The following is a 26,991-nucleotide window of genomic DNA, read 5'->3' as shown; positions in this document are numbered from 1 at the left end:
GTTTTTACGCAACGCTATTTTATTGGTTATTAGTAATTTGCCAACACGCAGCCCCTCCCCTAGAACTTTACAACAACCCGTTATGCTTTGCATAGAAAAGCTAAATATATCGGTTACATCCTCAATTGGGGGTATAGCGATGTGTTTTATGCTTCTATAAACAAGTTAGCAGCAATACAAAACCAACTTATGAAAATACAATTAACTATCATCCTGATATTTCTAACAACCTTTTTATTTAGTCAAAATGATTCAATTAAGATAGTAAAATTAGAAAATCAAGTTTCTTTATTAGAAAATAAAATTGAGCAAGTGACTACAAATCAATTGAATTATAAGATTGAAAAGGATTTGTTAAAGGAGACTTATTCAAACAATTACTCACGTATTCAAACTATAATTACACTCATTTTAGGATTAATATCTGTTCTCGGATTTTTAGGAATAAATAGCATAGTCAAAACAAAAAAAGAATATGAAAAAGAATTAAAGGAATTTGCTGGCTTAAAGACCAAATTTGAGAATGATTATAACGATTTAAAGGATTATCAAAAATCTTTCGATAAACAGATAAATGAAATTAACAGTTTAAATCAGGAACAAGACAAAAAGTTAAAAATATTAGATGTTAAAGAAAAAGCCAATACTAACATATCTAATGGAAATTATTTACAAGCGTTAGAATATATAACTATTGGACTTGAATTGGAACCTAAAGACAATGATTTAAGACACCTAAAGGCTTTAGCATATTTCAGAATGCAACAATATGAGGATGCTATAAACATTAACAAATCTATTTTAGCGGATGAGCCAAAAAACAACAATTCATTATATGATTTAGCAGAACTATTATTGATTACTGAACGTAATGATGAGTTTGTTGAATTAAGAGATATTACAAAACTGAATTGAATATTAATTACGATAATCCAAAATCTGTTTATTTACAGGCTCTTTATTTATATAACCAAAACGACCCAGATAAAATAACAGAAATAATAGAGAAATTCATTACAGATTTAGATGAAAATACTCGCAAACGTTTTATGGGATGGGATTTTTCTGATGTAAGAAGAACATTTAAAGATTCCGAGGAAGAAAGAACAAAAAAACTAAATTATTTGATTAATATTTTAGGAGGAAACTGGAGTAAAACTAATTATAAAAAACAATTAGAAAAGGATAATAACTAAAGCTGCTAACAATGGCTATAAGTAATTGCTTGTTCTCGCCTAGTTCTGAAAATCCTCGAGGATTTTCAGTTTGGTGTGTACTTGCTAAGTTAAGTGCTAATCCACGCAACTACTCATAGCCGAGACCGTTAGCTGCAACTAAAACAAACTATGAACATTGTAAACTTTTCTGTTACCAACTATAGAAGCATCACACAAGCTTATAAAATTCCTATTTCCGAAATCACTGTTCTAATCGGAAAAAATAATGAAGGAAAATCAAATATGCTTAAAGCGTTGAATGTTTCAATGGAAATTTTAAGAATTCACGGTTCAAACAGAAGAAGTGCTTATCTAAGTAGTTTAGCTAGGAGAAGACGAAGTAGAATGTCTTATGATTGGGAAAGAGATTTTCCAATCTCTATACAAAATAGAAAAACTAATACTCAATCAATTTTTAGACTAGAATTTGAATTAACAGAAGATGAAGTTGATGAATTTAAAAAAGAAATCAAAAGTAATCTAAACGGAACATTACCTATTGAGATTAGAATTGGTAAAGACCTAGAACCAAAAATTAAAGTGATTAAAACGGGTCGAGGTTCTAAAACCCTTAATTCAAAATCTAGTAGAATTGCCGAATATATTGCTCGAAGAATTGTTTTCAACTATATACCTGCTGTTAGAACAGACAAAGAAGCTATGGATGTAGTAGACGATATGCTTTCCAAAGAATTATCTATACTTGAAAGAGAAGAAGAGTATAAAGAAGCTTTACAGGTTATTAAAAACTTACAAGCACCTATACTAGCTAAACTATCAAATAACATTAAAGAATCCTTGATTGAGTTCATACCAAATATAAAAGAAGTTAATATTGAAATTCAAGAAAGAAGAAGACGTTTTGCTTTACGTCAACAGTTTGATGTAATGATTGATGATGGAAATAAAACAAACCTTGAATATAAAGGTGATGGCGTAAAAAGTCTATCTGCATTAGGACTTTTAAAAGATATAACCTTAGATAAAGGGACAGCTTCTATAGTCGCTATTGAAGAACCAGAATCACACTTACACCCAGGAGCTATACATATTTTAAAAGATACAATTTATGATTTAGCAGACTCTAATCAGGTTATCGTTTCAACTCACAATCCATTATTTGTAAATAGAAACAATGTCAAAGGAAATATTATAATTGATTCAGGAAAGGCAAGAGCGTCCAAAAACATTAAAGAAATAAGAGAATTAATTGGTGTAAAAGCTTCAGATAATTTATTAAATGCAAGCTATGTTCTTGTTGTTGAAGGTGAAGAAGATGTAGTTGCATTAAAGTCACTCTTACCCTATTTAAGTGATAAATTATCTAAAGCCTTAAAAAATCATTATTTAGTAATTGATAAATTAGGTGGAGCCAGTAACTTGGGTTATAAATTATCGCTATTAAAAAATGCATTATGCACCAACCACGTTCTTTTAGATAACGATTCCGCAGGTAAAGAAGCTTTTGAAAAAGCTGAAAAAGAAGGAATGCTTAAGCAAAAAGATGCAACTTTTATAATCTGTAATGGTATGACAGATTCAGAATTTGAAGACTGTCTAAATAAAGTCGTTTATGAGGAAAATATACTAAATGATTATGGCGTTGATATAAATGTAACTCAGTTTAGAGGAAATTCTAAATGGTCTGATAGAATGAGAAATGTCTTTCTTTCACAAGGCAAAAATTGGAATGAAAATATTGAAGCTAATGTTAAGCATACTGTAGCTGAATCTATTAAAGAAAATCCCCAAAATGCTTTATGCACTCATAAAAGAGGTTCGATTGATGCTCTAGTAAAAACACTAGAAAGAATGATTGAAAAAATAAAATAGCAGCAGCTAACAATGTATAAAAATAATAGCGGTTTAATCGCTAAAACGAAAGTAAGTAAATATAAAAAAAGGTCTGTGTTTAACCGAAAAGTTAGTGCGTGAAAATCCGCTACTATTCTTATACTAACCGTTGTGGCTAAAACAACTATGAATAAGATAATTTATTACGTTGCAAGTTCTATAGATGGATATATCGCAGGAGAAAATGGCGATATAAGTAAGTTCATTTTGCAAGGTGAAGGCGTTGAGAAATATCAATCCGACTTAGCAAATTTCAAAACCGTAATTATGGGACGAAAAACCTATGAGTTTGGTTTTCAATATGGACTTGAACCAGGCCAACCTGCTTATCCAAATATGGAACATTACATTTTTTCAAATTCATTAAAGATTGACAATTTATCGGAAGTCGTTAAAATTGAGAAACTGAATTTGGATAGGGTAAATGAAATTCAACAAAACGCCAAGACTGATATCTATTTATGTGGTGGCGGACAGTTTGCAGGTTGGCTATTGGAAAACGGATTGATTGACCAATTGAAACTCAAATTGAATCCTGTTGTACTTGGAAGCGGAACAAAATTATTCGGTTCTTCAACAGTAAATGAAAGTTGGGAACTAACAGACAAAGAATCATTTTCTGACGGACTTCAAATATTGACATACGACAAGAAAAAATAAAAAGTACTAGCCTCGAAATTGTATAAAACTAATTGCGGTTTAGTGCTAAAACAAAAGTAGCTTCGTATTTGCTACATCCGATTTTCCTTCGGAAAATCTTCGCACGTAAACCCGCTACTATTCTTATACGAAACCACTAGCATAAGTACCAAAAAACTTTAAAATTAGACCCTTATTGAACCTAATGACATCCAAAATTGAAAAAATAAAAATTCCCCTCGATAATAAAGAAATTAATGCACATAAGTTGACTGTAGCATCTGAGATTCCAATTAACATAGAAATTGCTTGGAAAAAAGTTACGACAAGTGCTTTACTAGAATTTGTGGCCAAAGGGAAAATAAAATTCATTCCGACTGCCGGAAAGTTTCCAGAAAAATGGAAACAAGGAATGACCGTAACAACAAAAATGATCGCATATGGTTTTATACCTTTTGGAGGATTACATACTTTATATTTTTCCAAAATAGATGAAGAAATCAAAGTTATGGAAACAAAAGAAAAAGACATTTTCGCAAAGGTCTGGAATCATAAAATTTCAATGAAGTCAACTGGAGAAAATTCAATTTACTATAAAGATGAAATTATTATATATGGTGGAGTTTTAACGGGGTTTATATCTTGGTGGGCAAAATCTTTTTATAAACACAGGCAAAAAAGATGGCAATTGTTAGCAAAGAACAAGTTGAAACTTAACAACGAAAATTGATTTTGAATTGGGGAAGGTTCACCAAAATTGGGAAAATAAAAACCCGGTGCGAGCACCTAGATTGCAAAACACTAACGTCAACAAAGAAACGAAGTCAAAACAAACAAATTCTTCCTTACTATTAAGACGTTTACGTTCCAGTCTCCTAGATTCAAATTAGGCCCCGGTCTTTTGTTATCCACCTTGGATACGCTCAACCACCATCGGACTTGTATTCTCGGAATTATGCATGGCCCAATTTATTATTAAGTCATAAACGATTGTGAAAATGTATAAATCAACCTTCCAATACGTAAACCCAATCAGCTGCCAATCACATATTGAAAACCATTTTTTATAACAACTAAGCACAACTTTATAAGTAGGTTGCCATGGAGAAATTCACCATCCTGAATTATCTTTGCTGCACGTTTTAAAACGTTCTAAAACAACTAAGAACGAATCCATCGCGCATGAAAAAACAAGGGGCATCCGTCGTTATCAACCATCAAATCCTTGAAGGAAAACAAGAAGATTATGAAGCCTGGCTCAATGAAATAGGGCCGATATGCAGAAATTACAAAGGGCAAATAGACTGGCAGATTATCCGTCCCATTGCCAATCTTACATTCACTTACACAGTTATTCTTCGTTTTGACACCATTGAAAATCTAAAAAATTGGATGGATTCCGAGGATAGAAAAAAATTGATTGCCAAAGTTCGTCCCATGTTGGTCAAAGGAGATGACTTTGAAATAAACAGTGGTCTGGATTTTTTGTTCGCCCCAAAAGACGAAACATCCAATGCTCCCGTAAAATGGAAGCAGTTTTTAGTGACCTGGTCCGCCATTTATCCGTTGGTGCTTTTTATGCCTTTCTTGGTACTGCCGCTGTTAAAAATTTTTAAAATAGTGGGTAACACGTATATAGATTCCCTTTTTATAACAGGTATTATTGTTTTTTTGATGGTTTACCTCATTATGCCACACTATACCAAGCTTATTAAAAATTGGTTGTATAACTAAATTTGAAGGCTCTTTATATCAAAACAACAACCTCCACGTCATTTCGAACCGACCCAAGGAGCGTGAGAAATCCAAAACGCAAACAGATTTCGCAGTCATTCCTCTCCCCTATAATGAAACAACCACCCCCACGTCATTTCGAACCGACCCAAGGAGCGTGAGAAATCTCAAACACAGATAGATTTCTCAGTCGTTTCTCTCCATCGAAATGACAACCTCCTCGTCATTTCGAACCGACCCAAGAAGTGTGAGAAATCTCAAACGCAAACAGATTTCGCAGTCATTCCTCTNTCGAAACAACAACCCCCACGTCATTTCGAACCGACCCAAGGAGCGTGAGAAATCTCAAACACAGATAGATTTCTCAGTCGTTTCTCTCCATCGAAATGACAACCTCCTCGTCATTTCGAACCGACCCAAGAAGTGTGAGAAATCTCAAACGCAAACAGATTTCGCAGTCATTCCTCTTCCCCATATTGAAACAACAACCCCCACGTCATTTCGAACCGACCCAAGGAGCGTGAGAAATCCCAAGCGCACACAGATTTCGCAGACATTCCTCTCCCTCGAAACAACAACTGCCACGTCATTTCGAACCGACCAAAGGAGCGTGAGAAATCTCAAACACAAACAGATTTCGCAGTCATTTCTCTCCATCGAAATGACAACTTCCTCGTCATTTCGAACCGACCCAAGGAGTGTGAGAAATCCAAAACGCAAACAGATTTCGCTGTCATTCCTCTCCCTCGAAACAACAACCCCCACGTCATTTCGAACCGACCCAAGGAGCGTGAGAAATCCCAAGCGCACACAGATTTCGCAGACATTCCTCTCCCTCGAAACAACAACTGCCACGTCATTTCGAACCGACCAAAGGAGCGTGAGAAATCTCAAACACAAACAGATTTCGCAGTCATTTCTCTCCCCTATAATGAAACAACAACCCCCACGTCATTTCGAACCGACCCAAGGAGTGTGAGAAATCTCAAATAATTTGACTATTCAAAAATTCCCAATCAGGATTAAGGGTAGAAATCAATCGCTCTTTTTTATCCCTGCGCCATTTTTTCAACTGCTTTTCTCTTGCAATAGCCATTGAAGCAGCATTAAATTGTTCATAATAAACTAGGTTATAGCAATTATACTTACCAGCAAAAGTTTTTTTTGCATTAATACTATCAAAATGGTGCTGGGAAAGTCTATTTTGAATATTATTGGTCACACCAATATAAAGCACCGTCTTCTTGTTATTCGTAACAATATATACGTAGTAAGGTGAAAGCATTTAATAAAGGTATCGTTTTTTGAGAAACAGATTTCGCAGTCATTCCACTCCATTATAATGAAACAACAACCCCCACGTCATTTCGAACCGACCAAGGAGCGTGAGAAATCCAAAACACAAACAGATTTCTCAGTCGTTCCTCTCTTTCGAAATGACAAAACAAGACTAAAATACTTTCCCTACCGCTTCAATAGTCTTATCCAAATCAGCATAACTAAGGGCATCGTTTAAAAAGTAGCTTTCAAAAGCAGAAGGCGGTAAGTATACCCCATTCTGTAGCATGCCATGGAAATATTTCTTGAACGTTTCGTTATTGCCCTTCGCCGAACTGGCAAAATCCACCACGGGCTCATCCGTAAAGTGTACGGAGATCATACTACCATAACGGTTAATCTGGTGGGCAACACCTTTTTCAGTCAAAGTTTGGGCAATGCCTTTGTGCAAATATTCGGTTTTTTCGGCCAGGCTGGCAAAAATTTCAGGCTGGTTGTCGAGGGCTGTGAGCATGGCAAGTCCCGCACTCATAGCCAAGGGGTTTCCACTCAAAGTACCCGCTTGGTACACAGGTCCATCGGGTGCCAAATGCGCCATGATCTCGGCTCGGGCCGCAAACGCCCCTACAGGTAGTCCGCCACCAATCACTTTTCCGAACATCACAATATCCGCAGCAATCCCCAAAGCTTCCTGCGCGCCTCCTTTACCGAGACGAAAACCTGTCATTACCTCATCAAAAAGCAATAAAATGCCTTCTTGGGTACAAATTTCACGTAGCCCTCTTATAAATTCATCCTTAGGAATAATACAACCCATATTCCCCGCTACGGGTTCCAAAATAATGGCTGCAATTTCACCTTTATTGGCCGCCACCAAGGCTTTTACGCCTTCCAAATCGTTATAATCCGCTAAAAGGGTATCCTTCGCCGTGCCCTGCGTTACCCCAGGGCTGTTGGGACTACCAAAGGTAACGGCACCACTCCCCGCTTGGATTAAAAAAGAATCGGAGTGGCCGTGATAGCATCCGGCAAATTTGATGATCTTGTCCTTTCCCGTGTACCCGCGCGCGAGGCGTACCGCGCTCATACAGGCTTCGGTACCACTGTTCACAAAACGTATCTTGTCAATGTTCGGCACCATGGAAACCGCCAATTTAGCAAGTTCGGTCTCCACTTCGGTTGGCGTTCCAAAGGAAGTTCCTTTTTTGGCCTTGTCAATTACCGCTTGGATCACAGGTTCGTAGGCATGGCCCAAAATAAGTGGCCCCCACGAAGCGATATAATCGATAAGTTGATTACCATCTTCATCATACAGGTAGGCACCTTTAGCTTCTTTTATAAAAATAGGATCACCCCCTACGGCTTTAAATGCTCTTACTGGTGAGTTAACCCCTCCGGGGATATATTTTTTTGCCTCTGCAAACAGGGCACTACTTCGTTGATAGATCATAATATACTTTTATTCTTCCCGTCATGCTGAATTTATTTCAGCATCCCATTATTGTTGGTCAAAAATCCAGTGAGAACCTGAAACCAGTTCAGGTTGACGTAGGTGTTACAAAGGTAATGAGGATCATTCGTTCTTGGAAACAGAATTTATATGGATATGAGAGATGCTTTGCACTGTCAAAAATGGCATTAGCGCCATAAAGAACTACCGTCACGTCATGCTGAATTTATTTCAGCATCCCATTATTGTTGGTCAAAAATCCAGGGAGAACCTGAAACCAGTTCAGGTTGACGCAAGTGCTACACATTCATTCATGGAAACTGAATTTATATGGATATGAGAAATGCAGTACGCTGTCAAAAATGGTATTAGGGCCATGAAGAACTAACGTAGCGTCATGCTGAATTTATTTCAGCATCCCATTCTTATTGGTCAAAAAACCAGTGAGAACCTGAAACCAGTTCAGGTTGACGCAAGTGCTACACATTCATTCATGGAAACTGAATTTATATGGATATGAGAAATGCAGTACGCTGTCAAAAATGATATTAGCGCCATGAAGAACTACCGTAGCGTCATGCTGAATTTATTTCAGCATCCCATTATTGTTGGTCAAAAATCCAGTGATAACCTGAAACCAGTTCAGGTTGACGTAGGTGCTACAAAGGTAATGAGGATTGTTCGTTCTGCCCAGAATGACTTTAAAAACTACTGAGCCCGTCGGATATTGAGTATTTGTCCGATGGAAATAACATTGTCTCTAAGATTGTTGAGGCGACGAAGTTCATCCACAGAAATATCATAACGTTTGGAAATACCGTATAAGGTGTCGCCTTTCATAACTTCATGGGTAAACACATCATATTGTTTAGGTTCCCGCACCGTGGACAACCCATTTTTGACCACCGCTTCGTCGTAGTCATGAAGATTGTACCGTTCTATAATAGCAATCAATTTTTGCGGATATTTACGGTCGGTGGCATATCCGGCCTGTCGAAGTCCATGTGCCCATTTCTTATAATCGTCCCTTTTGTAATTGAACAAAAACCCATAGCGTGAGCGTGTGGTCAGGAAAATACTGTGATCCCGGAACGAATACATAGGATGGTTGTACTTACGAAAACATTCGCCCTTTGCATCATCATCATGAAAATCGAATTCCCCTTCCCATCCAGTATGGCATTTGATACCAAAGTGGTTGTTTGTTTTAAGCGTTAATTCACCACGACCGGCACCACTTTCCAAAATACCTTGTGCCAATGTAATACTGGCCGGAATGCCATACGCACGCATTTCGTACTGGGCAATCTCGGCAAAGGTTTCAATATAATCCTGGGTATCCGAAATGGGGAAGCGTTCAAAACGCCCCGTATCTTCGGGCATGGGATATAAGCCAGCATCATCGTTGGTATTTACGCCATTATTGGCATTCGTTTTTTCCGAATTACTCACTACGGGCGCACCCTTTTGTTGAGTCGTCCTTCTTTTTTTGGCACCACAGCTAGAGAGCAAAAGTGCTGCCATCAATACATATCCTATTCGCCTTATCATACGTCCAATAACGGTAAATTCTTCTTTTTCAACACAAGGTTCATGCCTGTTATGCCCTGCAATCCGCCTGTATGTATCGCCAAGATTTGGGTTCCCGGTTCAAAAACATCTTGTTTTATGAGGTCAAAAATACCAAAAAGCATCTTACCAGTGTATATGGGATCCAAAGGGATGCCCGTTTCTCTTTTAAAGTGGTTGATAAAAGTAATCAATTGTTGGTCCACTTTGGCGTAACCTCCAAAATGATAATCGGTTACAAGTCGCCAACGGTCGTTTTGAACAAAAGCACGAATCTCTTCAGCTAAAAAATCACCCTTCAATGCCGGGAACCCCAACACAGATTGATGTAGTTGCGATGCATTGATAAGTCCAGCCACCGTTCCGCCAGAACCGACCGCACTACAGATATAATCAAATTGAGAATCTTCGTCAGTTAAAATCTCAGCACAACCTTTTACCGCCAATGCATTCGTCCCTCCTTCGGGCAGTAGATAAAAATCACCGTACAACGCCTTTAGATCATCGATAAATGCAAGCTCATTTTTACGCCTATACTCACTTCGAGACACAAAATGAAAGTGCATGCCATGTTCGTGGGCCAATTGCAAGGTTGGATTGTTATGCCATGTATCCGCCAGTTCTTCACCACGAATCACCCCAATAGTTTTCAACCCTTCTTGCCACCCTGCAAAAGCGGTTGCCGCTATATGATTGGAAAAGGCACCTCCAAAGGTGAGTAGAACATCCTTGCTCTTTTTTTTTGCTTCAAGCAGGTTGTATTTGAGCTTGCGGTATTTATTACCAGAAATAAATGGGTGTATGGTGTCTTCCCTTTTCAAGTAGAGACTAATGCCCTTTTCTTTCAGAAGGAACATATCTATATGCTGATTGGGTATGTTCAATCAATAAAGATTAACGGGTCAAGTACTTTAAAAAACCAAATGTCCTACGTTTGGACGGATAATCCATGTCCTTCTCATTGTCATATGCCTCCCGTTCAAAACTAATGTTTTGATACGCACGGTAACTGTTCAGATAAAGTATGGTGCGAACCAACCATTCCAAAAAATAGAGTATATAAAATGGTAAAATAAGCAGCTCTTGTTGTTGTTTTAAGTGGATACGTTCGTGGTTGATAAGTACCTCATCCGTCTTAAGGGAATCTTCCTTTAGGATAATGAAAGGCCATAGCGAGAGACCTACATAATTTTTATAAAAGAAATGCTTAAAGACTAGTATCAAATGACTGTTATCTTTGGTTTCCTTACAAATATAACTGCAAAAAGTGCTCAAAATTGGACAGTTACGATAATTCAATCAACATACTCGGTGAATAACATTGTTTTCAAAATCATAAAACCTTGGTCTTTTTGCTGTGAAAACCTTAAATTTATATAGTAAAATGCTATGTAGCGGATGAAAGAGCGTATTCCTTTGGAAGAAGGTGATTATTACTTATCGGAACAAGGATATCGGGTATTCACCAAGCAATATCACCTGAAACGGGGATACTGTTGCGAAAGCGGATGCCGCCATTGTCCGTATGGCTATAGCAGTAAAACCAACATGCAATAATTATATATTCGGCATAATATTTGTGATATAATCAGGTAAAAACTCAAGCATCTAAAAAAAATCCTATGAAAAGTTTAAAACGTTTTACCCTGGCCGCTTTTACTTTGGGCCTGTTGGTCTCCTGCAGTTCTGTGCGGGTGATTTCTGATTATGATCAAAAAGCAGACTTTAACACATATAAAAGCTATGCTTTCTACAAAACAGGTATTGATAAAGCCCAAATTTCGGATTTGGACAAAAAAAGAATCTTAAGAGCTATTGAGACCGAGTTGGGTTCCCGTGGTTTTATAAAATCCGACAACCCCGATGTACTGATCAGCATTTTCACCAAAGAACGTGAACGTGTGGACGTCTACAACAACTACGGTTGGGGATGGGGAGGCTTCTACAGACCATGGGCATGGGGACCAGGATGGGGCTGGGGAGGCTACGGCAATAATGTAAGTACCCGCACCGAAGGTTCCTTGTACATTGACGTTATTGATGCCAACAAAAAAGAATTGGTTTGGCAAGGACGTGGCGTTGGCACTCTGAACAACACCAATAGCATTGAAAAGAAAGAACAACGAATCCGTGAATTTGTTTCGCAGATTCTTGAAGAGTACCCGCCCAACATGGCCATGGCAGCCAATTAATAACATAGACCGTCCGCTGGACGGTTTTTTTCTGCTCTTAACTTTCCTTAAGAGAAAATCCGTTCCCTATTTTGTATCTTTAAGTCGCATAATAAATGACTTATGAGCTACGAATCCAATCCTATACTGGACAAACTTCCCAAGCACCTCAAACAATTCATAAAACCACAAAATTATGAAGAGTACACGGCCATTGACCAAGCGGTATGGCGCTACGTGATGCGAAAAAATGTGGATTACCTCAGTAAAGTAGCACATAAATCCTATGTGGATGGACTCAAAAAAACAGGGATTTCCATAGATCACATCCCCAATATGTACGGCATGAACCGAATCCTTAAGGAAATTGGATGGGCAGCCGTAGCAGTCGACGGTTTTATTCCGCCCTCTGCTTTTATGGAATTTCAAGCCTATAATGTGCTCGTGATCGCTTCGGACATCCGACAACTTGAAAATATTGAGTACACCCCAGCCCCCGACATTATTCACGAAGGTGCCGGACACGCTCCTATTATTGCCAATCCAGAATACGCCGAATATTTACGTCGTTTTGGTGAGATAGGCTGCAAGGCAATTTCCAGCGCTAAGGATTACGAATTGTATAATGCGGTTAGACATCTTTCCATAATCAAAGAAGCACATGGCACGCCACAAAGTGAGATAGAGGAAGCCGAAAAACATATTGAACACCTTCAAGAAAATATGGGTGAACCCAGTGAAATGGCCCTAATTAGAAACCTGCATTGGTGGACCGTGGAATATGGCTTGATCGGAACGGTGGACAACCCTAAAATTTACGGGGCCGGACTCCTTTCTTCCATTGGGGAAAGCACTTGGTGCATGACGGATAAGGTAAAAAAGATTCCATATGCTATTGCTGCGGCCCATACGGAGTTTGATATAACCAAACCGCAACCACAGCTTTTTGTCACCCCCGATTTTGCCTTTTTAAGTCAGGTTTTGGAAGATTTTGCCAACACCATGGCCGTACGCACGGGAGGGCTTTCCGGAATCAAGAAACTGATTAACTCGAAAGCATTGGGCACTATCGAATTAAGCACAGGACTTCAGATATCAGGCGAGTTCAGCAATGCGGTCGAACAGGACGGAAAACCCATTTATATACAAACGAGTGGGGCCACTGCCCTTGCTTATCGAGAAAAAGAATTGGTGGGACACAGTACCGCCCACCACGCTGATGGCTTTGGCTCCCCTATCGGAAAACTGAAAGGCATCAATATTGCCATTGAGGATATGGGACCACGTGACCTCAAAGCCTATAAGGTTTATGAAGGAGAACAAATTGTATTAGAATTTGAAGGAGGTGTAAAAGTTGAAGGAACCATAGTTACCGGAACCCGAAACCTGATGGGAAAAATTATTCTAATCACGTTTGAAAATTGTACAGTCACCCATAATAATGAAGTCTTGTTCCAACCGGAATGGGGACTCTACCACATGGCCGTTGGTCAAAAAATTGTTTCTGCCTACAATGGGCCGGCAGACTTGCACAGCTTCAATTTAATGAGCCATCAGATTACGGAGAGCTCCATAAAATCTAAAAAGGACAAAAAAAGGTTGCAGCTAGAGCAGTTTTACCTACAAGTTCGAGAATTCCGAGAAGGCGCCAATACCACCATTTCCCGAAACAAGGTTTTCCAAGCACTTAAAAAAGACCATCCCAACGATTGGTTATTGCCCGTTGAACTCTACGAACTCGCCAAACAGGACAATAATCAAAAATTTCAGCAAGATATTTTGGAGCATCTGGAAAATATCAAACGGGACAACCCCAAAGTGGGCCACTTAATTGACGATGGCATTCGTTTAATCGACCAAGCTTTTGTTAAGGTCCATTAATTTTTCAGGTGTATCAACCGTAATGCCCTCGTAAACCAAGGTCCAACCCATGGAGTTTGTCAGCACCAAAATTCGGGAAAGTTCGCTCACCAAACGGTTTTCTGCATTGGAACGTAAAGAAGAGGCTTCGATTTTTTTCATCAAAGATGTATTTACATTCCGCTTAATGGTATTGTAATCCCCAGCATTGAAAGGGTTTAAGTAATCCGCCGTAACATCATAGTACTCAAAATCTGGATGTATCTTAATCTCTGGTTCTGGTATATGGATGATTTTGAGCATTTTGTTCTCCTCGTCCACCTCGTAATTGATTTTGGACATATCATAAGCAATGGAAACATCGGCATTAACAACCACCAATGCTTTTTTATGGGCAGTTACCAGGGGGCCGAACAATTCTTTGGAATCTTTATAATTGTACACCTCAGCAAAATGCCCTTCGGTGACCACTAACTTGGAAACATTTTTTAATTCTTGCTGGATCAGCATCGAATTTTCTTCGAGAATTGATTTTTGCTCACGGTCGTCGGTGCACGATTTATAGATTAAAACCGAGGCCAGGGCAATTATTGCTCCTACTAAAACTTTCTTCATTTAACTAAATTTCATGAAAGGGAATCTTTCTTGAAGATACGTGATTTTTGTACGAAGCGATGTTTTAAACTTTTGATGTCCCTCAGAATCCGGGTTAAATGGGCGGTGCATCAATCCTTTTTGAACGCTATCGACCTCATCAATAATAGGATAAACATCTTTATTAACCCAAACCGATTTGAATCGTTCCCAAATATAATCAACAGCCAGTTCGTTCGGATGAACCATATCTTTTTCGTAAAAACGGTAATCGCGGAGTTCGTCCATCATAATTTCATAAGATGGAAAGTAATTGAGACCTCTCGACTGCGCTCGAGATGACAATAGCGAATGAACCGCGGTAATTAAATGCGACTTACTCCTTTGATTCTCAGTAAAACCATCCTTTAAGTGACGGACAGGAGAAATCGTAAAGATGACTTCTGTCTCGGTATTCACGTTTTGAATCAATTCAATTAAATGGTAAAGACTGGATTCAATTTCGGAAACGCTCAATAGTTTTTTGGAAAACTCCTTTTGGGGCACTTTGTGGCAATTGGCCACTATCTTTCCCGAAACATTGTTCTCATAAACCCAAGCAGTTCCCAAAGTGATAATAATATGCGATAAAGTTACCAGGCTTGTCCTAGTTTCTTCCAATCTTTGATTGAGAAGATTCAATAGTTCTTCTGAAGACCCTGAGCGCAAATCGGAATGGGCATCGAAACAACGCCAAATTCCATCTTGTTCGAAAATTTCCTCTTCTTGATAGGTTTCTTCTTGAATGGCTCTTTGGACAAGGTTCTCAATCGCCAATGGATGAAACAATATTCCGAAAGGATTTGGGTATTGTTGAAACTTGAAATAGTTCAGTTTCTTGCCCATATTTTCCACAAAACAAGAACCCAAAAGCACCAATTTACTTTGATAATCGATTGGATTATCACTAGGGTTTAAGGGTATTTTGGTTTGTAGTTCCATCAAGAAATATAATCCCTCACCTTTTCCAGTGCTTCAGGAATCCCTTCTGGGTTTTTACCCCCCGCAGTGGCGAAGAAAGGTTGTCCACCACCTCCTCCTTGAATGTATTTACCAAGTTCACGAACTATGGTTCCCGCGTTCAAGTCCTTTTCAACTGCTAAACCTTTGGAAATATAACATGAAAGTATCGCTTTACCTCCTTTATCAGAGGCCAACAATAGAAACAGATTATCCATTTGTCCTCCAATTTCAAATGCAAGGTCCTTGATACCCCCTGCATCCAAATCCACTTTTTGCGCCAAAAACTGAATTCCATTGACATCTTCCAGTTCGGCGATCAGTTCGCTTTTTAGACCTTTTGCTTTATCCTTTAGCAATAGCTCTACCTGTTTTTTAAGCGCAAGGTTTTCTTCTTGCAGACTAGCCACCGATTTTACAGGATCTTGAGCGTTTTTCAACATATCCTTGATTTCAAAGAGCATACGGTTATTGTTGAAATAAAATTCTTTAACGGCATCGGAAGTGATGGCTTCAATCCTGCGGATTCCAGCAGCAACAGCTCCTTCGGAGACTATCTTAAAGTGCCAAATATCGGCTGTGTTTTTCACATGGGTACCACCACAAAGTTCAACGGATTGTCCAAAACGGATGGTTCTAACAGTATCTCCGTATTTTTCTCCAAAAAGCGCCATAGCTCCTTGTTGCATCGCCTCTTCAATCGGGATATTGCGGCTTTCTTCCAAAGCCAAGTGCCCATCAATACGTGCATTGACGAAGTTTTCAACCTCTCGGAGCTCTTTGGTGGTCAATTTAGAAAAGTGGGAGAAGTCAAAACGTAAATATTTGGAATGTACCGCAGAGCCTTTCTGCTCTACATGTGTTCCCAACACCTCTCGCAAGGCTTGGTGCAACAAATGGGTAGCAGTATGGTTACAAGCTGTTCTCCAACGTTGCTTTTGATCTACCACGGCCTTGAATGTTCCTGAAATTTCTTTTGGAAGGGACTTTGTAAAATGAACTATTTCGTTGTTCTCCCTCTTGGTATCCACTATATAGATAACATCGCCATTTGAAGCTTCCAGATAGCCCTTATCACCTACTTGTCCACCACCTTCTGCATAAAACGGGGTAAGGTTGAACACCATTTGGTATTGCTCCCCGTCTTTTTTACTGGTTACCTTGCGATATTTTACCAATTTTACCTTGGTTTCCAAACTATCGTAACCAATAAATTCTTGTTCAGTATCCGTCAATAACACATTCCAATCATCTTTGGACACTTCGGATGCTGCCCTGGAACGATCTTTTTGTGCTTTTAATGCTTTATCAAAACCTTTCGTATCCAACTGATATCCTTTCTCCTCCAAAATCAGAGCAGTCAAATCTATTGGGAAACCAAAAGTGTCATACAGTTCAAAAGCTTTTTCACCATCAATAGTGTTGCTTTTGCATGATTTTATAACAGAATCCAATAATACCAATCCTTGTTCCAAAGTGCTCAAGAAAGAGTTTTCCTCTTCTTTGATCACATTTTCAATCAATTGGTACTGCTCCTTCAATTCAGGAAATGCTTTGCCCATCTGTTCGCTAAGCACCTTTACCAATCGGTAGATAAACGGTGTATTGGTATCCAAAAAAGTAAATCCATATCGAATGGCGCGACGTAAAATCCTTCGGATTACATAGCCCGCTCCAGTATTGCTCGGCAATTGTCCATCGGCAATGGAAAAGGCTACAGCGCGAACATGGTCCGCAATCACGCGGACGGCAATGTCCGTTTGTTCGTCTTTCCCGTATTTTTTTCCTGTGATGGTTTCCACCTCACGAATCAATGGGGTGAAGACATCGGTATCGTAATTGGATTGTTTACCTTGAAGCACCATGCAAAGACGTTCAAAGCCCATACCAGTATCGATGTGCTTTTCGGGCAACGGCTCCAAATTGCCATTGGCCTTACGGTTGAACTGCATAAAGACCAAGTTCCATATTTCCACTACTTGCGGATGGTCTTGATTTACCAACGAAGCTCCGTCCACTTTTTCTTTATCTTCCTCGGAGCGTATATCCACATGAATTTCCGAACAGGGCCCACACGGACCTTGGTCACCCATTTCCCAGAAGTTGTCTTTCTTATTTCCTTTAATGATTCTATTCTCGGGTACTATCGCCTTCCATAGATCGTATGCTTCTTGATCAAGTGGCAGTCCATCATCTTCACATCCTTCAAAAACCGAAACATAAAGACTGTCTTCGTCTATTTTAAACACCTCAGTGAGCAATTCCCATGCCCATTCAATTGCTTCTTTTTTAAAATAATCTCCCACACTCCAGTTACCCAACATTTCAAACATGGTATGGTGGTACGTATCTTTCCCCACTTCTTCCAAATCATTATGCTTACCGCTCACCCTGAGGCATTTCTGGGTGTCCGTCAACCGTTTGCTCTTTGGTACGGAATTCCCCAAAAAATACTCCTTAAATTGGTTCATTCCCGCATTGGTGAACATCAAAGTGGGGTCGTCCTTCATCACCATGGGCGCTGATGGAACAATTTTGTGGTTTTTTTCTTTAAAAAAGTTTAAAAACTGCTTTCTAACTTCTTGGGATGTCATTGAATTCCTAGGGTTTTCTTAAATTTAACACTTTAAGCAAAACAATTTTTATATTTGTTTGTTCTGATTAAAATGAGAGAGCAAAAATAGGATAAAATCCATTCATGTCTAAAGTAAAGTACTATTACGATCCGGATACACTTTCATATAGAAAGATTGAGCCGAAAAAATCCAAAAGATATAGGAATGTTTTCCTTTTCTTATTGGGCTCCGCGCTGTTCGGCTTTCTTGGGCTGATTATACTTTTGAACACTCGTTGGGTAAACACCCCCAAAGAACTTTCTCTACAACGTGAGGTTCATAATTATGAGCTTCAGTTTGATATCTTGAATAGAAAGATGGACCAAATTGAGCATGTTTTGGCCAATATTGAAGATCGTGACAATAATATTTATAGATTATATTTTGAGGCAAATCCAATACCTGAAGAACAGCGAAGAGCTGGTTTTGGTGGTATAAATAGATATAAAGACCTTGAAGGTTTCAATAATTCTGAAATCATCATTGATGCCACCAAGCGACTGGATATTATTCAAAAAGAGATGGTAATCCAATCCAAATCATTGGATGAAATTGCCAAATTGGCTGAAGAAAAAGAAAAATTATTGGCCTCCATACCTGCAATTCAACCGGTAAGCAACGAAAACCTTACCCGTATGGCTTCTGGTTATGGCTGGCGATCTGATCCCTTTACAAAAGCACGTAAAATGCATTGGGGAATGGATTTCACTGCTCCACGAGGCACCCCCATTTATGCAACAGGGGATGGAAAAGTAGTTCGTGCGGACAATAGATCCTCAGGTTATGGTAAACATGTTCGTATTGACCATGGTTATGGTTACCTGTCATTATACGGACACATGAGCAAATACAATGTAACCGTTGGCCAGAAAGTAGAACGGGGCGACCTTATTGGTTTTGTAGGAAGTACAGGGCGCTCACAAGCTCCTCACGTTCACTATGAAGTGTTCAAGGACGGAGAACGTATAAACCCCATTAATTTCTATTACGGAAGTTTATCGGCCGAGGAATTTGAGAATATGCTCAGGTTGGCCAACCAAGAGAACCAATCATTGGATTAATGCACGTAGACCTTCCAGAAAAGCGATATTATGGCATTGGCGAAGTAGCCAAGGCCTTTGGAGTAAACACATCCCTTATTCGATTTTGGGAAAAAGAGTTTGATGTACTACAACCTAAAAAAAACGCCAAGGGCAACCGTAAATTTACCCCACAGGACATCCAAAACCTTCAATTGATCTATCATTTGGTGAAGGAACGGGGATTTACCTTGGAAGGTGCAAAAACTCATTTAAAGGAAGAAAAACAAAAAGTACTTTCCAACTTCGAAGTAATTCAAAAATTACAAAAGGTGAAGGCGGAACTGTTGAAAATAAAAGAACAACTATAAACACTAAAACCATAGGAAAATGAAAAAATGGTTAATCCCTGTACTTATTGTCGTAGTCATTGTTTTTGGTCTCTACCAGTGGGCAGTTAGCTTCAACAATAATGCAGTACAGTATGAAGCCGATGCCAAAACAGCTTGGGCCAATGTAGAAAGTTCTTATCAACGTAGAAATGACTTGATCGGAAACTTGGTGAAAACAGTACAAGGCGCAGCTGATTTTGAAAGAGGTACTTTAACAGATGTTATCGAAGCTAGGGCCAAAGCGACATCCACCAATATAGATGCGAACAATATTACTCCAGAACAGTTGGCGGAGTTTCAACAAGCCCAAACCGGCTTATCCTCTGCCCTTTCCAGATTATTGGTCACCGTGGAGCGATACCCGGAATTAAAAGCCAATCAAAACTTTTTGGAACTGCAATCACAATTGGAGGGTACGGAGAATAGAATTAATGTAGCACGGGACCGATACAACGAATCGGTGAACATTTACGATGTTCACATCTCAAAATTCCCAGGTAAAATACTTGCTGGATGGTTTGGTTTTGAGGAAATGCCGAGATACACCGCAGATCCAGGTTCCGAAGATGCTCCCGAAGTAAACTTCGAATTTGATTAAACTATGTCGCACGTAGAAGAATTCTTGACCGCAAAGGAAGAAAAGGAAATTGTCAACGCCATTTTAGAGGCTGAGAAAAACACTTCTGGAGAAATAAGGGTGCATATTGAAGCCTCTGCCAAAATAGATCATTTTAGTAGGGCACAGCAAATTTTCCATTTCTTAAAAATGGACAATACCAAAGAAGGCAATGGCGTACTTCTCTATGTAGCTGTGGACGATAAAAAATTTGTAATCTACGGCGGGGAAGGTATTGATAGGGTTGTTCCTAAAGGTTTTTGGAACACAACCAAAGATGTTATTGGTGCCCATTTTAAAAAAGGAAATTTTAAACAAGGTATTGTGGAGGGTATCCTTATGGCGGGCAAAGAACTCCGAGACCATTTTCCGTATAAACAGAACGATTCCAATGAATTGAACGATGCGATATCCAAAGGGTAGTTTTTTACTAGTTTTTTTATGGGTTTCCATAGCTTGGGGGCAATTTGCCATACCCGAAAAACCACAAGAAGAGACCAGCGTTTACGATTATGTAAACTTGTTGTCCCCTTCGCAGAGCAGCGCATTGGAACAAAAACTAGTTCGGTATTCCGACAGCACCTCCACACAAATTGTTGTTGCCATTATTAGTTCTACCGAAGGTGAAAACATTAATTACTTAGGTGCACAATGGGGGCAAAAATGGGGTATTGGCCAAGCGGACAAAGATAATGGTGTACTTGTGCTTCTTGCCAAAGATGACCGAAGAATTGCCATAAATACCGGATACGGTGTGGAAGGAAGTCTAACCGACCTGATGTCGAAACGCATAATAGAATCTGTCATCATACCCGAATTTAAAAAAGAAGATTACTATAGTGGGCTGGACAAGGGGTCCGATGCAATCTTTAAAGTACTCACAGGAGAATTTACGGAGGACAGAACTTTTGGCAACAATAAAAAATTTCCTCTCAGTGCATTTTTACCAATCATCATCTTTATTCTTATTATCATTATTTTATGGAGCCGTAAAAACAAAGGTGGCGGTAATGGTGGCCGCAGGGGTAGCGGACTTGATATTTGGGACATGATCATTCTGAGCAACATGGGCCGTAGTTCAGGTTCTTCCGGCGGCTTTGGCAGCGGAGGAGGCTTTGGTGGCGGCGGTTTCAGCGGCGGATTCGGCGGTGGTGGTTTTGGTGGCGGTGGTGCATCCGGTGGGTGGTAATTTTCTACATATCAAACTACATAACTGCCATAGTTAATAGTACCAAAACTCTATTTTAAGTTTGAGGATCAAAGTTCTATTAAATCTAATAGAAAGAATCAAAACAATCATTAGCTTTTATTGATCAACTCACACCATCTATCCATCAACTTTTACCCTGCCACTGTCCAATTTTAATTATCTTGCTAAAGCTTATCTTTTTGATAAATTAAAACACGTACTTCCGCATGTCTCAATCATACAAAACAATCATCTTATCCCTACTTGTACTATTAACTTCCTGTAAAGAAAAAGATAGTTATTCCGATACCGATAATCTCTTTAAATTCAAGAATTATATAAGCTATCACACAAACGGTAACCAAAGTATTTCCACACCCATCACCATTGCCCTTGCCCAGCAATTGGAGCAATATGAACTTACACAAGATTTACCATCAGAGTATTTGGAGATTTCACCAAAGGTGGATGGCGATCTCATTATTGAAAATGGCAGGGAACTCACTTTCCAACCTTCGGAATATTTAGTCCCCAACACGGAATATACCGTCAATTTGAAGCTCAACAAACTTTTTGACGCCATTGATAGCGAGTTTAAAACCTATACTTTCAGTTTTAAGACCATTGCACCTAATTTTAGAATCAATCTAGGCAATCTACAATCGTATAACAAAGATTGGCAATACCTTTCAGGCACCTTGGACGCTTCGGATATCTTGGATGCTTCAAAAATCAACACGGTGGTTTCTGTAAAACAAGGAGATAAAAGTATTCCTATAAAATGGGACAATACATCTGAGAATGCACAATACTTTAGTTTTAAAATCGATAGCATTTCCCGAAAAACAGATGATAGCGAACTCACAATAAATTGGACAGGAGATGCGTACAATATAGACAACGAAGGCTCCGAAAGTTACCCTATACCGGGAAAAAACAAATTTGTGATCATTGATGCCAAAACAACGTCCTCCCCAAATGCCGTACTGACCCTTAATTTCTCGGAACCCTTAAAACAAGACCAAAACCTAAACGGTTTGGTGACTATAGAAAATGCGGAAAGTCTTCGGTACGAAATCAATGGAAACGTTTTAAGTGTTTATCCATCCAACCGAATTTTAGGAGAAGTTCGTATCAATGCCTTTCAAGGTATCAAAAGTGAGTATGGTTTTACTTTAAAGAACAATTTTTCCGAACTGGTTTCATTTGAGCAACTAAAACCTGCCGTTCGATTAATTTCCAAAGGAACCATATTGCCCAATGCGGCCTCAACACCCATTTATTTTGAAACCGTCAACCTTGCCGCAGTCGAAGTTAGGGTAATACAGGTATATGAAAACAACATGCTACAATACCTTCAAAACTACAACTTGACTGAAAACTACAATCCAAATTTTAAACCTGTTGGTCGTAGAGTGGCATACAAGGTGATCCCGCTGACCAAAGATGGCAATGAAAATACCAGTTATTGGCAAGCACACGGTTTGGATCTATCAGAATTGATTCAGATGCAACCAGGTTCCTTATATCGCGTCGAGTTCAGCTTTAAAAAAGAGCACACTACCTACGATTGTGGCTACAGTTCGGAAACTGAAGAATCAGCATCCGCTTATGCATTGGAACAAACTTCAGATGAAGCATCCCAAGAAGAACGCTATTGGGACAACGAAATATACAATTACCGAAACTACGACTACAATTGGGAAGAACGAGACAATCCATGTCACGCTGCTTATTACAACTACGATAGAATTGCCGCGACAAATTTATTGGGAAGTGATTTGGGACTCATCGTAAAAAAAGGTAATAACCGCTCCCATCATTTTGCCGTGACCAATTTGCTTACGACCCAGCCCATAGCTGGCGTCAAAATAAAACTCTACAATTATCAACAACAACTTATCGGCGAGACCACTACCGATGCCAAAGGTTTCTCGGTTTATGACAGCGATATGGGCATTGCCTTTGCCGTAGCGGAAAACAATAACAATTTTGCCTATGCCAAACTTACCGACGGAAACGCACTGTCACTTAGTAAATTTGATGTTTCGGGAGAGCAACTCCAAAAAGGATTGCAAGGCTATTTGTATACCGAAAGAGGAGTTCACCGACCCGGGGATGTGATTCATTTGACCTTTGTTTTGGATGATAATGCTAACCCTTTGCCCAAAGGGCACCCCGTTGTTCTGGAGGTGAATGACGCCCGTGGCAAACTAGTACAGCGTAATGTACTCAAAGAAGGGAGTATTCCTGTTTCTGATGGTCATTATGCCAAAAAGGAAAATAATTTCTACTATTTCCCAATTCCAACAGAAGCAACCGCCCCTACTGGAAATTGGTCGGCCAAAGTGATTGTTGGAGGCGCACAGTTCACAAAAAGCTTAAAAGTGGCCACAGTGAAACCAAATCGATTAAAAGTGAATTTTGCTTTTGAAAATGAAGTGTTGGAAGCAAATACATTCAATAGAGGAACAGCCGAGGTAAAATGGCTTCACGGCGCTCCCGCACGCAACCTCAAAATCGATATCAATGCCACTTTGAGCCAAACTTCAACGGCATTCCCAACATATAAAGATTATACATTCCAAGACCCCGCACGCACATTCAATGAAACCGAACTGCAATGGATCTCGTCCAAGTTGGATGCCAACGGTGAATTGGACATCAACAAAAAAATAGAAATCAATGGCAATGCACCCGGCATGTTGAGAGCCACTTTCACCACCAAAGTTTTTGAAGGGGGAGGTGATTTTTCCATTGATGTATTTTCCAAAAATTTAGCCCCGTTCTCAAATTTTGTTGGACTTCGTTCCCCAGAAGCTAAGCAATACGGCTCTTTCTTAACGGATGACAATAATACCTTTGATGTAGTCACGGTCGATGCCCAAGGCAACCCATCGGGCAACCGAAAGTTAAAAGTACAAGTGTTCAAAATTGAATGGCGCTGGTGGTGGAACCGCGGTTACGATAATCTATCTAGATACGAAAACGCAACCGTTCACCGTCCTTTTAAGGAAATGAACATTACCACAGGAAGTAATGGAAAAGCCAATTTCAATATCAATGTTCCCGACGAGGAAGGTGGCCGTTACCTGATTCGCGTTATAGACGAAGTTTCTGGCCATGCAACGGGTCGCACTGCTTATTTTTATCAAAATTGGTGGAGAAGACCCGCTTCAGCAGATGCAGAAAGCTCCAAAATTCTGATTTTCTCCACCAATAAAGAAAAATACACCTTGGGTGAGGAAGCCGTTGTAACTTTCCCTTCGGACAGGGGTGGACGCGCTTTGGTAAGTATAGAGAACGGAACCGAAGTACTGTCTCAACAATGGATAGAAACCTCGGAAAAAGAGACGAGGGCCACCATCCCGATTACGGCTGAAATGGCACCAAATGCCTATGTCAATATTTCATTGTTACAGCCCCATAGTCAAGCTAAAAACGACCTACCCATACGATTGTACGGTGTAGTTCCCCTTTTAGTGGAAAATCCCGCTACATTCTTGGAACCGGCAATCAAAATGCCGGATGTTTTGGAGCCAGAAAAAAGCTTTAAGGTTACCGTTTCCGAAGCAAGTAAAAAACCGATGACCTATTCTCTGGCCTTGGTGGACGAAGGGCTGTTGGACCTTACCCGCTTTAGTACGCCAGATATCCATAGCTCCTTCTATTCAAGGCAAGCCTTGGGTGTAAAAACCTTCGATATTTTTGATGATGTGATGGGAGCTTACTCTGTAAGTGTGGACAATATATACGCCATTGGTGGTGGTGGAATTGGTTCAGGGGCTAAAAACCGAAAAGCACAACGTTTCAAACCTGTCGTCACCTATCTAGGGCCATTCAACTTGAAGGCAGGAGAAAAGGCTGCCCACACCATCAATATGCCAAATTATGTGGGATCGGTACGGACCATGGTAGTTGCTGGAAACCAAAACAGTGCCTACGGTAATGTAGAAAAAACAACTCCAGTTCGCAAACCATTGATGGTTTTGACCTCTATTCCAAGAAAATTATCGCCTGGTGAAAAAGTAACCATTCCAGTAACGGTTTTTGCGATGGAACCCAAAGTGAAAAACGTAAAGGTGAGTATTGATGCAGGAAAGGCATTGGAACCTATCAACGGTACTTCAAAAAACATCACCTTTAATGCCGTTGGCGAGCAAATCGTGAATTTTGACTTTAAAGTGAACCCAGCAACAGCCTTCCAGACCATAAAAGTCACTGCTTCTGGAGCTGGGGAAAGTGCTAGTAACGAAACAGAAATTGATGTGGAGAACCCAAACCCAGTCACCACAAAAAGTGAATTATATACCTTGGAAACCAATGGCACACAGACCATTTCCATGGAAACTTTTGGTACATCGGGCACCAACGAAGCCTTCATCGAATTCTCCACGCTGCCTCCCATGGATTTCTCCAAACGGATGGATTATTTGCTGCGGTATCCACATGGATGTATAGAACAAACAACTTCGGCTGCGTTCCCACAATTGTTCTTGGGCGATGTATTGGACATTACTTTTGACAAAAAGAAAGATGTTGAGAAAAATATCAAAGCTGCTATTGATAGGCTTAGTGATTTTCAACTTTCCAATGGAGGATTAAGCTATTGGCCCGGGTATGGCAGTGCCGATGATTGGGGCACTTCTTACGCCGGACATTTTATGTTGGAAGCAAAACAAGAAGGATACCAATTACCATTGACTTTCTTGAGCAATTGGTTGAGATACCAAAAAAATGCAGCAAGACAATGGAGCAACCAAAGCACCTATTACAACGATGATGTTTCTCAAGCGTACAGACTATACACCTTGGCCCTGGCACAACAGCCCGAACTGGCAGCCATGAACCGTTTACGGGAAACCTCAAATCTTAGCAACGAGGCTAAATGGAGATTGGCAGCCGCTTATGCCTTGGTCGGCAAAAAAGAAGTAGCACAAGCCATTGCACAAAAAGCGAACATCAACTTCACCCCCAACAATTATAATTACAGAACCTATGGTTCCGTATTCAGAAACCGGGCAATGGCTTTGGAAACCATGGTGATTTTGGGTGACTCCCAACAAAGGGAATTGGCCGTTTCTTTGGCCAAAAATTTATCATCCCAACGATGGTACAGCACCCAAGAAACGGCATTTGCCCTCTTGGCCATGTCCAAAATGGTTATGAAAAATGGAGGTAAAGCCATCAACCTCACGTTTACCAACAATGGAAAAGAGGTTTCTGTAAAAACGGATAGGGCCATTGCACAAAGACAACTTGCCGTTACCTCTTTTAAAGAAGAAATTGAGATGAAAAACAATGAGGGCAATACTATTTATGCCACGCTGACCCAATCGGGCAAATTACCTGTGGGTGAAGAATTGGCGCAACAGCAGAACCTAAGGTTAACCGTAAACTATATTGATCCTCTTGGTAATTCCATCAAAGTGGATGAACTTAGGCAAGGAACCGAATTCCAAGCACAGCTCAGCATTTTCAATAGTTCGGATGATTATATCAACAACATTGCACTCACCCATATTGTACCCAGTGGTTGGGAGATTGTGGATACCTCATTTGCAGGGGGAGGCAATGCAAACACTTCCGCAGTGGATTATGTGGATACCAGAGATGATAGAACCCACCTATATTTTGACTTGGATGCCAAAAAATCCAAAACCTTTATCATTAAATTAAATGCTTCCTTCTTGGGTGACTATTATTTGCCAGGTGCCCAAGCGGAAGCGATGTACGATAATAACTACCAAGCCCGAAACAAGGGGAAATGGGTGAAAATAGTTCAGTAATGTTGC

At 39.8% G+C, this 26,991-nt stretch carries 24 protein-coding genes; 16 read left to right on the top strand and 8 right to left on the bottom strand.

What is annotated here, in order from left to right:
• Positions 1-87: 87 nt before the first annotated feature.
• The 6 genes from MWU56_RS13505 (at position 88) to MWU56_RS13480 (ending at position 5,444) form a co-directional block, all read left to right on the top strand.
• Entirely contained in the window at positions 88-915 is an 828-nt protein-coding gene (locus tag MWU56_RS13505; RefSeq protein WP_247045143.1) for a tetratricopeptide repeat protein, read from the top strand.
• Positions 912-1,196, top strand: a complete 285-nt coding sequence (locus tag MWU56_RS13500) for a hypothetical protein (RefSeq protein ID WP_247045141.1) — start codon at positions 912-914, stop codon at positions 1,194-1,196. The genes MWU56_RS13505 and MWU56_RS13500 overlap by 4 nt, the downstream gene beginning before the upstream one ends.
• A 150-nt stretch (positions 1,197-1,346) precedes the next feature.
• The gene (locus tag MWU56_RS13495; protein ID WP_247045140.1) at positions 1,347-3,050 is read left to right on the top strand and encodes an ATP-dependent nuclease; all 1,704 of its coding nucleotides are present in this window, start codon (positions 1,347-1,349) and stop codon (positions 3,048-3,050) included.
• Between the two features lie 147 nt (positions 3,051-3,197).
• Complete coding sequence (locus MWU56_RS13490) at positions 3,198-3,731, top strand: dihydrofolate reductase family protein (RefSeq protein ID WP_247045138.1); 534 nt, start codon at positions 3,198-3,200, stop codon at positions 3,729-3,731.
• A 184-nt stretch (positions 3,732-3,915) separates the two neighbouring features.
• Complete coding sequence (locus MWU56_RS13485; RefSeq protein WP_247045136.1) at positions 3,916-4,440, top strand: hypothetical protein; 525 nt, start codon at positions 3,916-3,918, stop codon at positions 4,438-4,440.
• A 452-nt stretch (positions 4,441-4,892) separates the two neighbouring features.
• Positions 4,893-5,444 carry an antibiotic biosynthesis monooxygenase gene (locus tag MWU56_RS13480; protein ID WP_247045133.1) on the top strand — a complete coding sequence of 184 codons (552 nt, stop codon included), beginning with the start codon at positions 4,893-4,895 and terminating at the stop codon, positions 5,442-5,444.
• A gap of 985 nt (positions 5,445-6,429) precedes the next feature.
• Here the strand turns inward: MWU56_RS13480 and MWU56_RS13475 are convergent.
• Both MWU56_RS13475 and hemL read right to left on the bottom strand, forming a co-directional pair.
• Positions 6,430-6,729 (bottom strand): GIY-YIG nuclease family protein, encoded by a 300-nt coding sequence (locus MWU56_RS13475; RefSeq protein WP_247045131.1) that lies wholly within the window; start codon positions 6,727-6,729, stop codon positions 6,430-6,432.
• A gap of 165 nt (positions 6,730-6,894) precedes the next feature.
• The gene (gene hemL, locus MWU56_RS13470; protein WP_247045129.1) at positions 6,895-8,172 is read right to left on the bottom strand and encodes a glutamate-1-semialdehyde 2,1-aminomutase; all 1,278 of its coding nucleotides are present in this window, start codon (positions 8,170-8,172) and stop codon (positions 6,895-6,897) included.
• 523 nt (positions 8,173-8,695) lie between these two features.
• Between hemL and MWU56_RS13465 the strand changes: the two genes are divergently transcribed.
• Positions 8,696-8,887, top strand: coding sequence for a hypothetical protein (locus MWU56_RS13465; RefSeq protein ID WP_247045127.1), 192 nt, complete (start codon positions 8,696-8,698; stop codon positions 8,885-8,887).
• Here MWU56_RS13465 and MWU56_RS13460 read toward each other — a convergent pair.
• The 3 genes from MWU56_RS13460 to MWU56_RS13450 are packed head-to-tail and all read right to left on the bottom strand — an operon-like array spanning position 8,881 to position 10,965.
• Positions 8,881-9,723 (bottom strand): glucosaminidase domain-containing protein, encoded by an 843-nt coding sequence (locus MWU56_RS13460; protein ID WP_247045125.1) that lies wholly within the window; start codon positions 9,721-9,723, stop codon positions 8,881-8,883. The genes MWU56_RS13465 and MWU56_RS13460 overlap by 7 nt on opposite strands.
• Positions 9,720-10,598, bottom strand: coding sequence for a 1-aminocyclopropane-1-carboxylate deaminase/D-cysteine desulfhydrase (locus MWU56_RS13455; protein WP_410548945.1), 879 nt, complete (start codon positions 10,596-10,598; stop codon positions 9,720-9,722). Before MWU56_RS13455 ends, MWU56_RS13460 begins: the two co-directional genes overlap by 4 nt.
• 37 nt (positions 10,599-10,635) lie before the next feature.
• The gene (locus MWU56_RS13450) at positions 10,636-10,965 is read right to left on the bottom strand and encodes a hypothetical protein (RefSeq protein ID WP_247045122.1); all 330 of its coding nucleotides are present in this window, start codon (positions 10,963-10,965) and stop codon (positions 10,636-10,638) included.
• Between the two features lie 174 nt (positions 10,966-11,139).
• Here MWU56_RS13450 and MWU56_RS13445 point away from each other — a divergent pair, with 174 nt between their 5' ends.
• The 3 genes from MWU56_RS13445 to MWU56_RS13435 all read left to right on the top strand — a co-directional run bounded on the left by MWU56_RS13445 (position 11,140) and on the right by MWU56_RS13435 (position 13,793).
• Positions 11,140-11,298: a DUF5522 domain-containing protein gene (locus MWU56_RS13445; protein ID WP_247045120.1), complete on the top strand. Its 159-nt coding sequence runs from the start codon at positions 11,140-11,142 to the stop codon at positions 11,296-11,298.
• Positions 11,299-11,363: 65 nt separating this feature from the next.
• Entirely contained in the window at positions 11,364-11,933 is a 570-nt protein-coding gene (locus MWU56_RS13440; protein WP_247045118.1) for a DUF4136 domain-containing protein, read from the top strand.
• Between the two features lie 102 nt (positions 11,934-12,035).
• The gene (locus MWU56_RS13435) at positions 12,036-13,793 is read left to right on the top strand and encodes an aromatic amino acid hydroxylase (RefSeq protein WP_247045116.1); all 1,758 of its coding nucleotides are present in this window, start codon (positions 12,036-12,038) and stop codon (positions 13,791-13,793) included.
• On the opposite strand, the gene MWU56_RS13430 is transcribed toward MWU56_RS13435, so the two are convergent.
• The 3 genes from MWU56_RS13430 to alaS are packed head-to-tail and all read right to left on the bottom strand — an operon-like array spanning position 13,761 to position 17,959.
• A complete protein-coding gene (locus tag MWU56_RS13430) occupies positions 13,761-14,387 on the bottom strand; it encodes a DUF4230 domain-containing protein (RefSeq protein ID WP_247045115.1) in 627 nt (208 codons plus the stop codon). The two genes, MWU56_RS13435 and MWU56_RS13430, sit on opposite strands and share 33 nt — an antisense overlap.
• The gene (locus MWU56_RS13425) at positions 14,388-15,347 is read right to left on the bottom strand and encodes a GSCFA domain-containing protein (RefSeq protein ID WP_247045113.1); all 960 of its coding nucleotides are present in this window, start codon (positions 15,345-15,347) and stop codon (positions 14,388-14,390) included. It abuts the gene before it with no gap.
• The gene (gene alaS, locus MWU56_RS13420; RefSeq protein ID WP_247045111.1) at positions 15,347-17,959 is read right to left on the bottom strand and encodes an alanine--tRNA ligase; all 2,613 of its coding nucleotides are present in this window, start codon (positions 17,957-17,959) and stop codon (positions 15,347-15,349) included. Before alaS ends, MWU56_RS13425 begins: the two co-directional genes overlap by 1 nt.
• Positions 17,960-18,063: 104 nt before the next feature.
• Here alaS and MWU56_RS13415 point away from each other — a divergent pair, with 104 nt between their 5' ends.
• The 6 genes from MWU56_RS13415 (at position 18,064) to MWU56_RS13390 (ending at position 26,985) form a co-directional block, all read left to right on the top strand.
• The gene (locus MWU56_RS13415) at positions 18,064-19,041 is read left to right on the top strand and encodes a M23 family metallopeptidase (protein WP_247045109.1); all 978 of its coding nucleotides are present in this window, start codon (positions 18,064-18,066) and stop codon (positions 19,039-19,041) included.
• Positions 19,041-19,370: a MerR family transcriptional regulator gene (locus MWU56_RS13410; RefSeq protein WP_247045107.1), complete on the top strand. Its 330-nt coding sequence runs from the start codon at positions 19,041-19,043 to the stop codon at positions 19,368-19,370. The genes MWU56_RS13415 and MWU56_RS13410 overlap by 1 nt, the downstream gene beginning before the upstream one ends.
• A 19-nt stretch (positions 19,371-19,389) precedes the next feature.
• Positions 19,390-19,989: a LemA family protein gene (locus tag MWU56_RS13405; protein ID WP_247045105.1), complete on the top strand. Its 600-nt coding sequence runs from the start codon at positions 19,390-19,392 to the stop codon at positions 19,987-19,989.
• A gap of 3 nt (positions 19,990-19,992) precedes the next feature.
• Positions 19,993-20,430, top strand: a complete 438-nt coding sequence (locus MWU56_RS13400; protein ID WP_247045103.1) for a TPM domain-containing protein — start codon at positions 19,993-19,995, stop codon at positions 20,428-20,430.
• Positions 20,411-21,196, top strand: a complete 786-nt coding sequence (locus MWU56_RS13395) for a TPM domain-containing protein (protein ID WP_247045101.1) — start codon at positions 20,411-20,413, stop codon at positions 21,194-21,196. Before MWU56_RS13400 ends, MWU56_RS13395 begins: the two co-directional genes overlap by 20 nt.
• Positions 21,197-21,423: 227 nt before the next feature.
• Positions 21,424-26,985 (top strand): alpha-2-macroglobulin family protein, encoded by a 5,562-nt coding sequence (locus MWU56_RS13390; protein ID WP_247045099.1) that lies wholly within the window; start codon positions 21,424-21,426, stop codon positions 26,983-26,985.
• Positions 26,986-26,991 lie beyond the last annotated feature (6 nt).

This window comes from Allomuricauda sp. F6463D, assembly GCF_023015965.1.
Classification (GTDB): Bacteria; Bacteroidota; Bacteroidia; order Flavobacteriales; family Flavobacteriaceae; genus Flagellimonas.
The sequence above is the reverse complement of the archived record's forward strand: the minus strand, read 5'-3'. Positions and strand labels throughout refer to the sequence as shown.

Coding starts and splice junctions, on each gene's coding strand:
- MWU56_RS13495 (WP_247045140.1), top strand. CDS start 1,347: ATGAACATTGTAAACTTTTCTGTTACCAACTATAGAAGCATCACACAA.
- MWU56_RS13490 (WP_247045138.1), top strand. CDS start 3,198: ATGAATAAGATAATTTATTACGTTGCAAGTTCTATAGATGGATATATC.
- MWU56_RS13485 (WP_247045136.1), top strand. CDS start 3,916: ATGACATCCAAAATTGAAAAAATAAAAATTCCCCTCGATAATAAAGAA.
- MWU56_RS13480 (WP_247045133.1), top strand. CDS start 4,893: ATGAAAAAACAAGGGGCATCCGTCGTTATCAACCATCAAATCCTTGAA.
- MWU56_RS13475 (WP_247045131.1), bottom strand. CDS start 6,729: ATGCTTTCACCTTACTACGTATATATTGTTACGAATAACAAGAAGACG.
- hemL (WP_247045129.1), bottom strand. CDS start 8,172: ATGATCTATCAACGAAGTAGTGCCCTGTTTGCAGAGGCAAAAAAATAT.
- MWU56_RS13465 (WP_247045127.1), top strand. CDS start 8,696: ATGCAGTACGCTGTCAAAAATGATATTAGCGCCATGAAGAACTACCGT.
- MWU56_RS13460 (WP_247045125.1), bottom strand. CDS start 9,723: ATGATAAGGCGAATAGGATATGTATTGATGGCAGCACTTTTGCTCTCT.
- MWU56_RS13455 (WP_410548945.1), bottom strand. CDS start 10,598: ATGTTCCTTCTGAAAGAAAAGGGCATTAGTCTCTACTTGAAAAGGGAA.
- MWU56_RS13445 (WP_247045120.1), top strand. CDS start 11,140: ATGAAAGAGCGTATTCCTTTGGAAGAAGGTGATTATTACTTATCGGAA.
- MWU56_RS13440 (WP_247045118.1), top strand. CDS start 11,364: ATGAAAAGTTTAAAACGTTTTACCCTGGCCGCTTTTACTTTGGGCCTG.
- MWU56_RS13435 (WP_247045116.1), top strand. CDS start 12,036: ATGAGCTACGAATCCAATCCTATACTGGACAAACTTCCCAAGCACCTC.
- MWU56_RS13430 (WP_247045115.1), bottom strand. CDS start 14,387: ATGAAGAAAGTTTTAGTAGGAGCAATAATTGCCCTGGCCTCGGTTTTA.
- MWU56_RS13425 (WP_247045113.1), bottom strand. CDS start 15,347: ATGGAACTACAAACCAAAATACCCTTAAACCCTAGTGATAATCCAATC.
- alaS (WP_247045111.1), bottom strand. CDS start 17,959: ATGACATCCCAAGAAGTTAGAAAGCAGTTTTTAAACTTTTTTAAAGAA.
- MWU56_RS13415 (WP_247045109.1), top strand. CDS start 18,064: ATGTCTAAAGTAAAGTACTATTACGATCCGGATACACTTTCATATAGA.
- MWU56_RS13410 (WP_247045107.1), top strand. CDS start 19,041: ATGCACGTAGACCTTCCAGAAAAGCGATATTATGGCATTGGCGAAGTA.
- MWU56_RS13405 (WP_247045105.1), top strand. CDS start 19,390: ATGAAAAAATGGTTAATCCCTGTACTTATTGTCGTAGTCATTGTTTTT.
- MWU56_RS13400 (WP_247045103.1), top strand. CDS start 19,993: ATGTCGCACGTAGAAGAATTCTTGACCGCAAAGGAAGAAAAGGAAATT.
- MWU56_RS13395 (WP_247045101.1), top strand. CDS start 20,411: ATGCGATATCCAAAGGGTAGTTTTTTACTAGTTTTTTTATGGGTTTCC.
- MWU56_RS13390 (WP_247045099.1), top strand. CDS start 21,424: ATGTCTCAATCATACAAAACAATCATCTTATCCCTACTTGTACTATTA.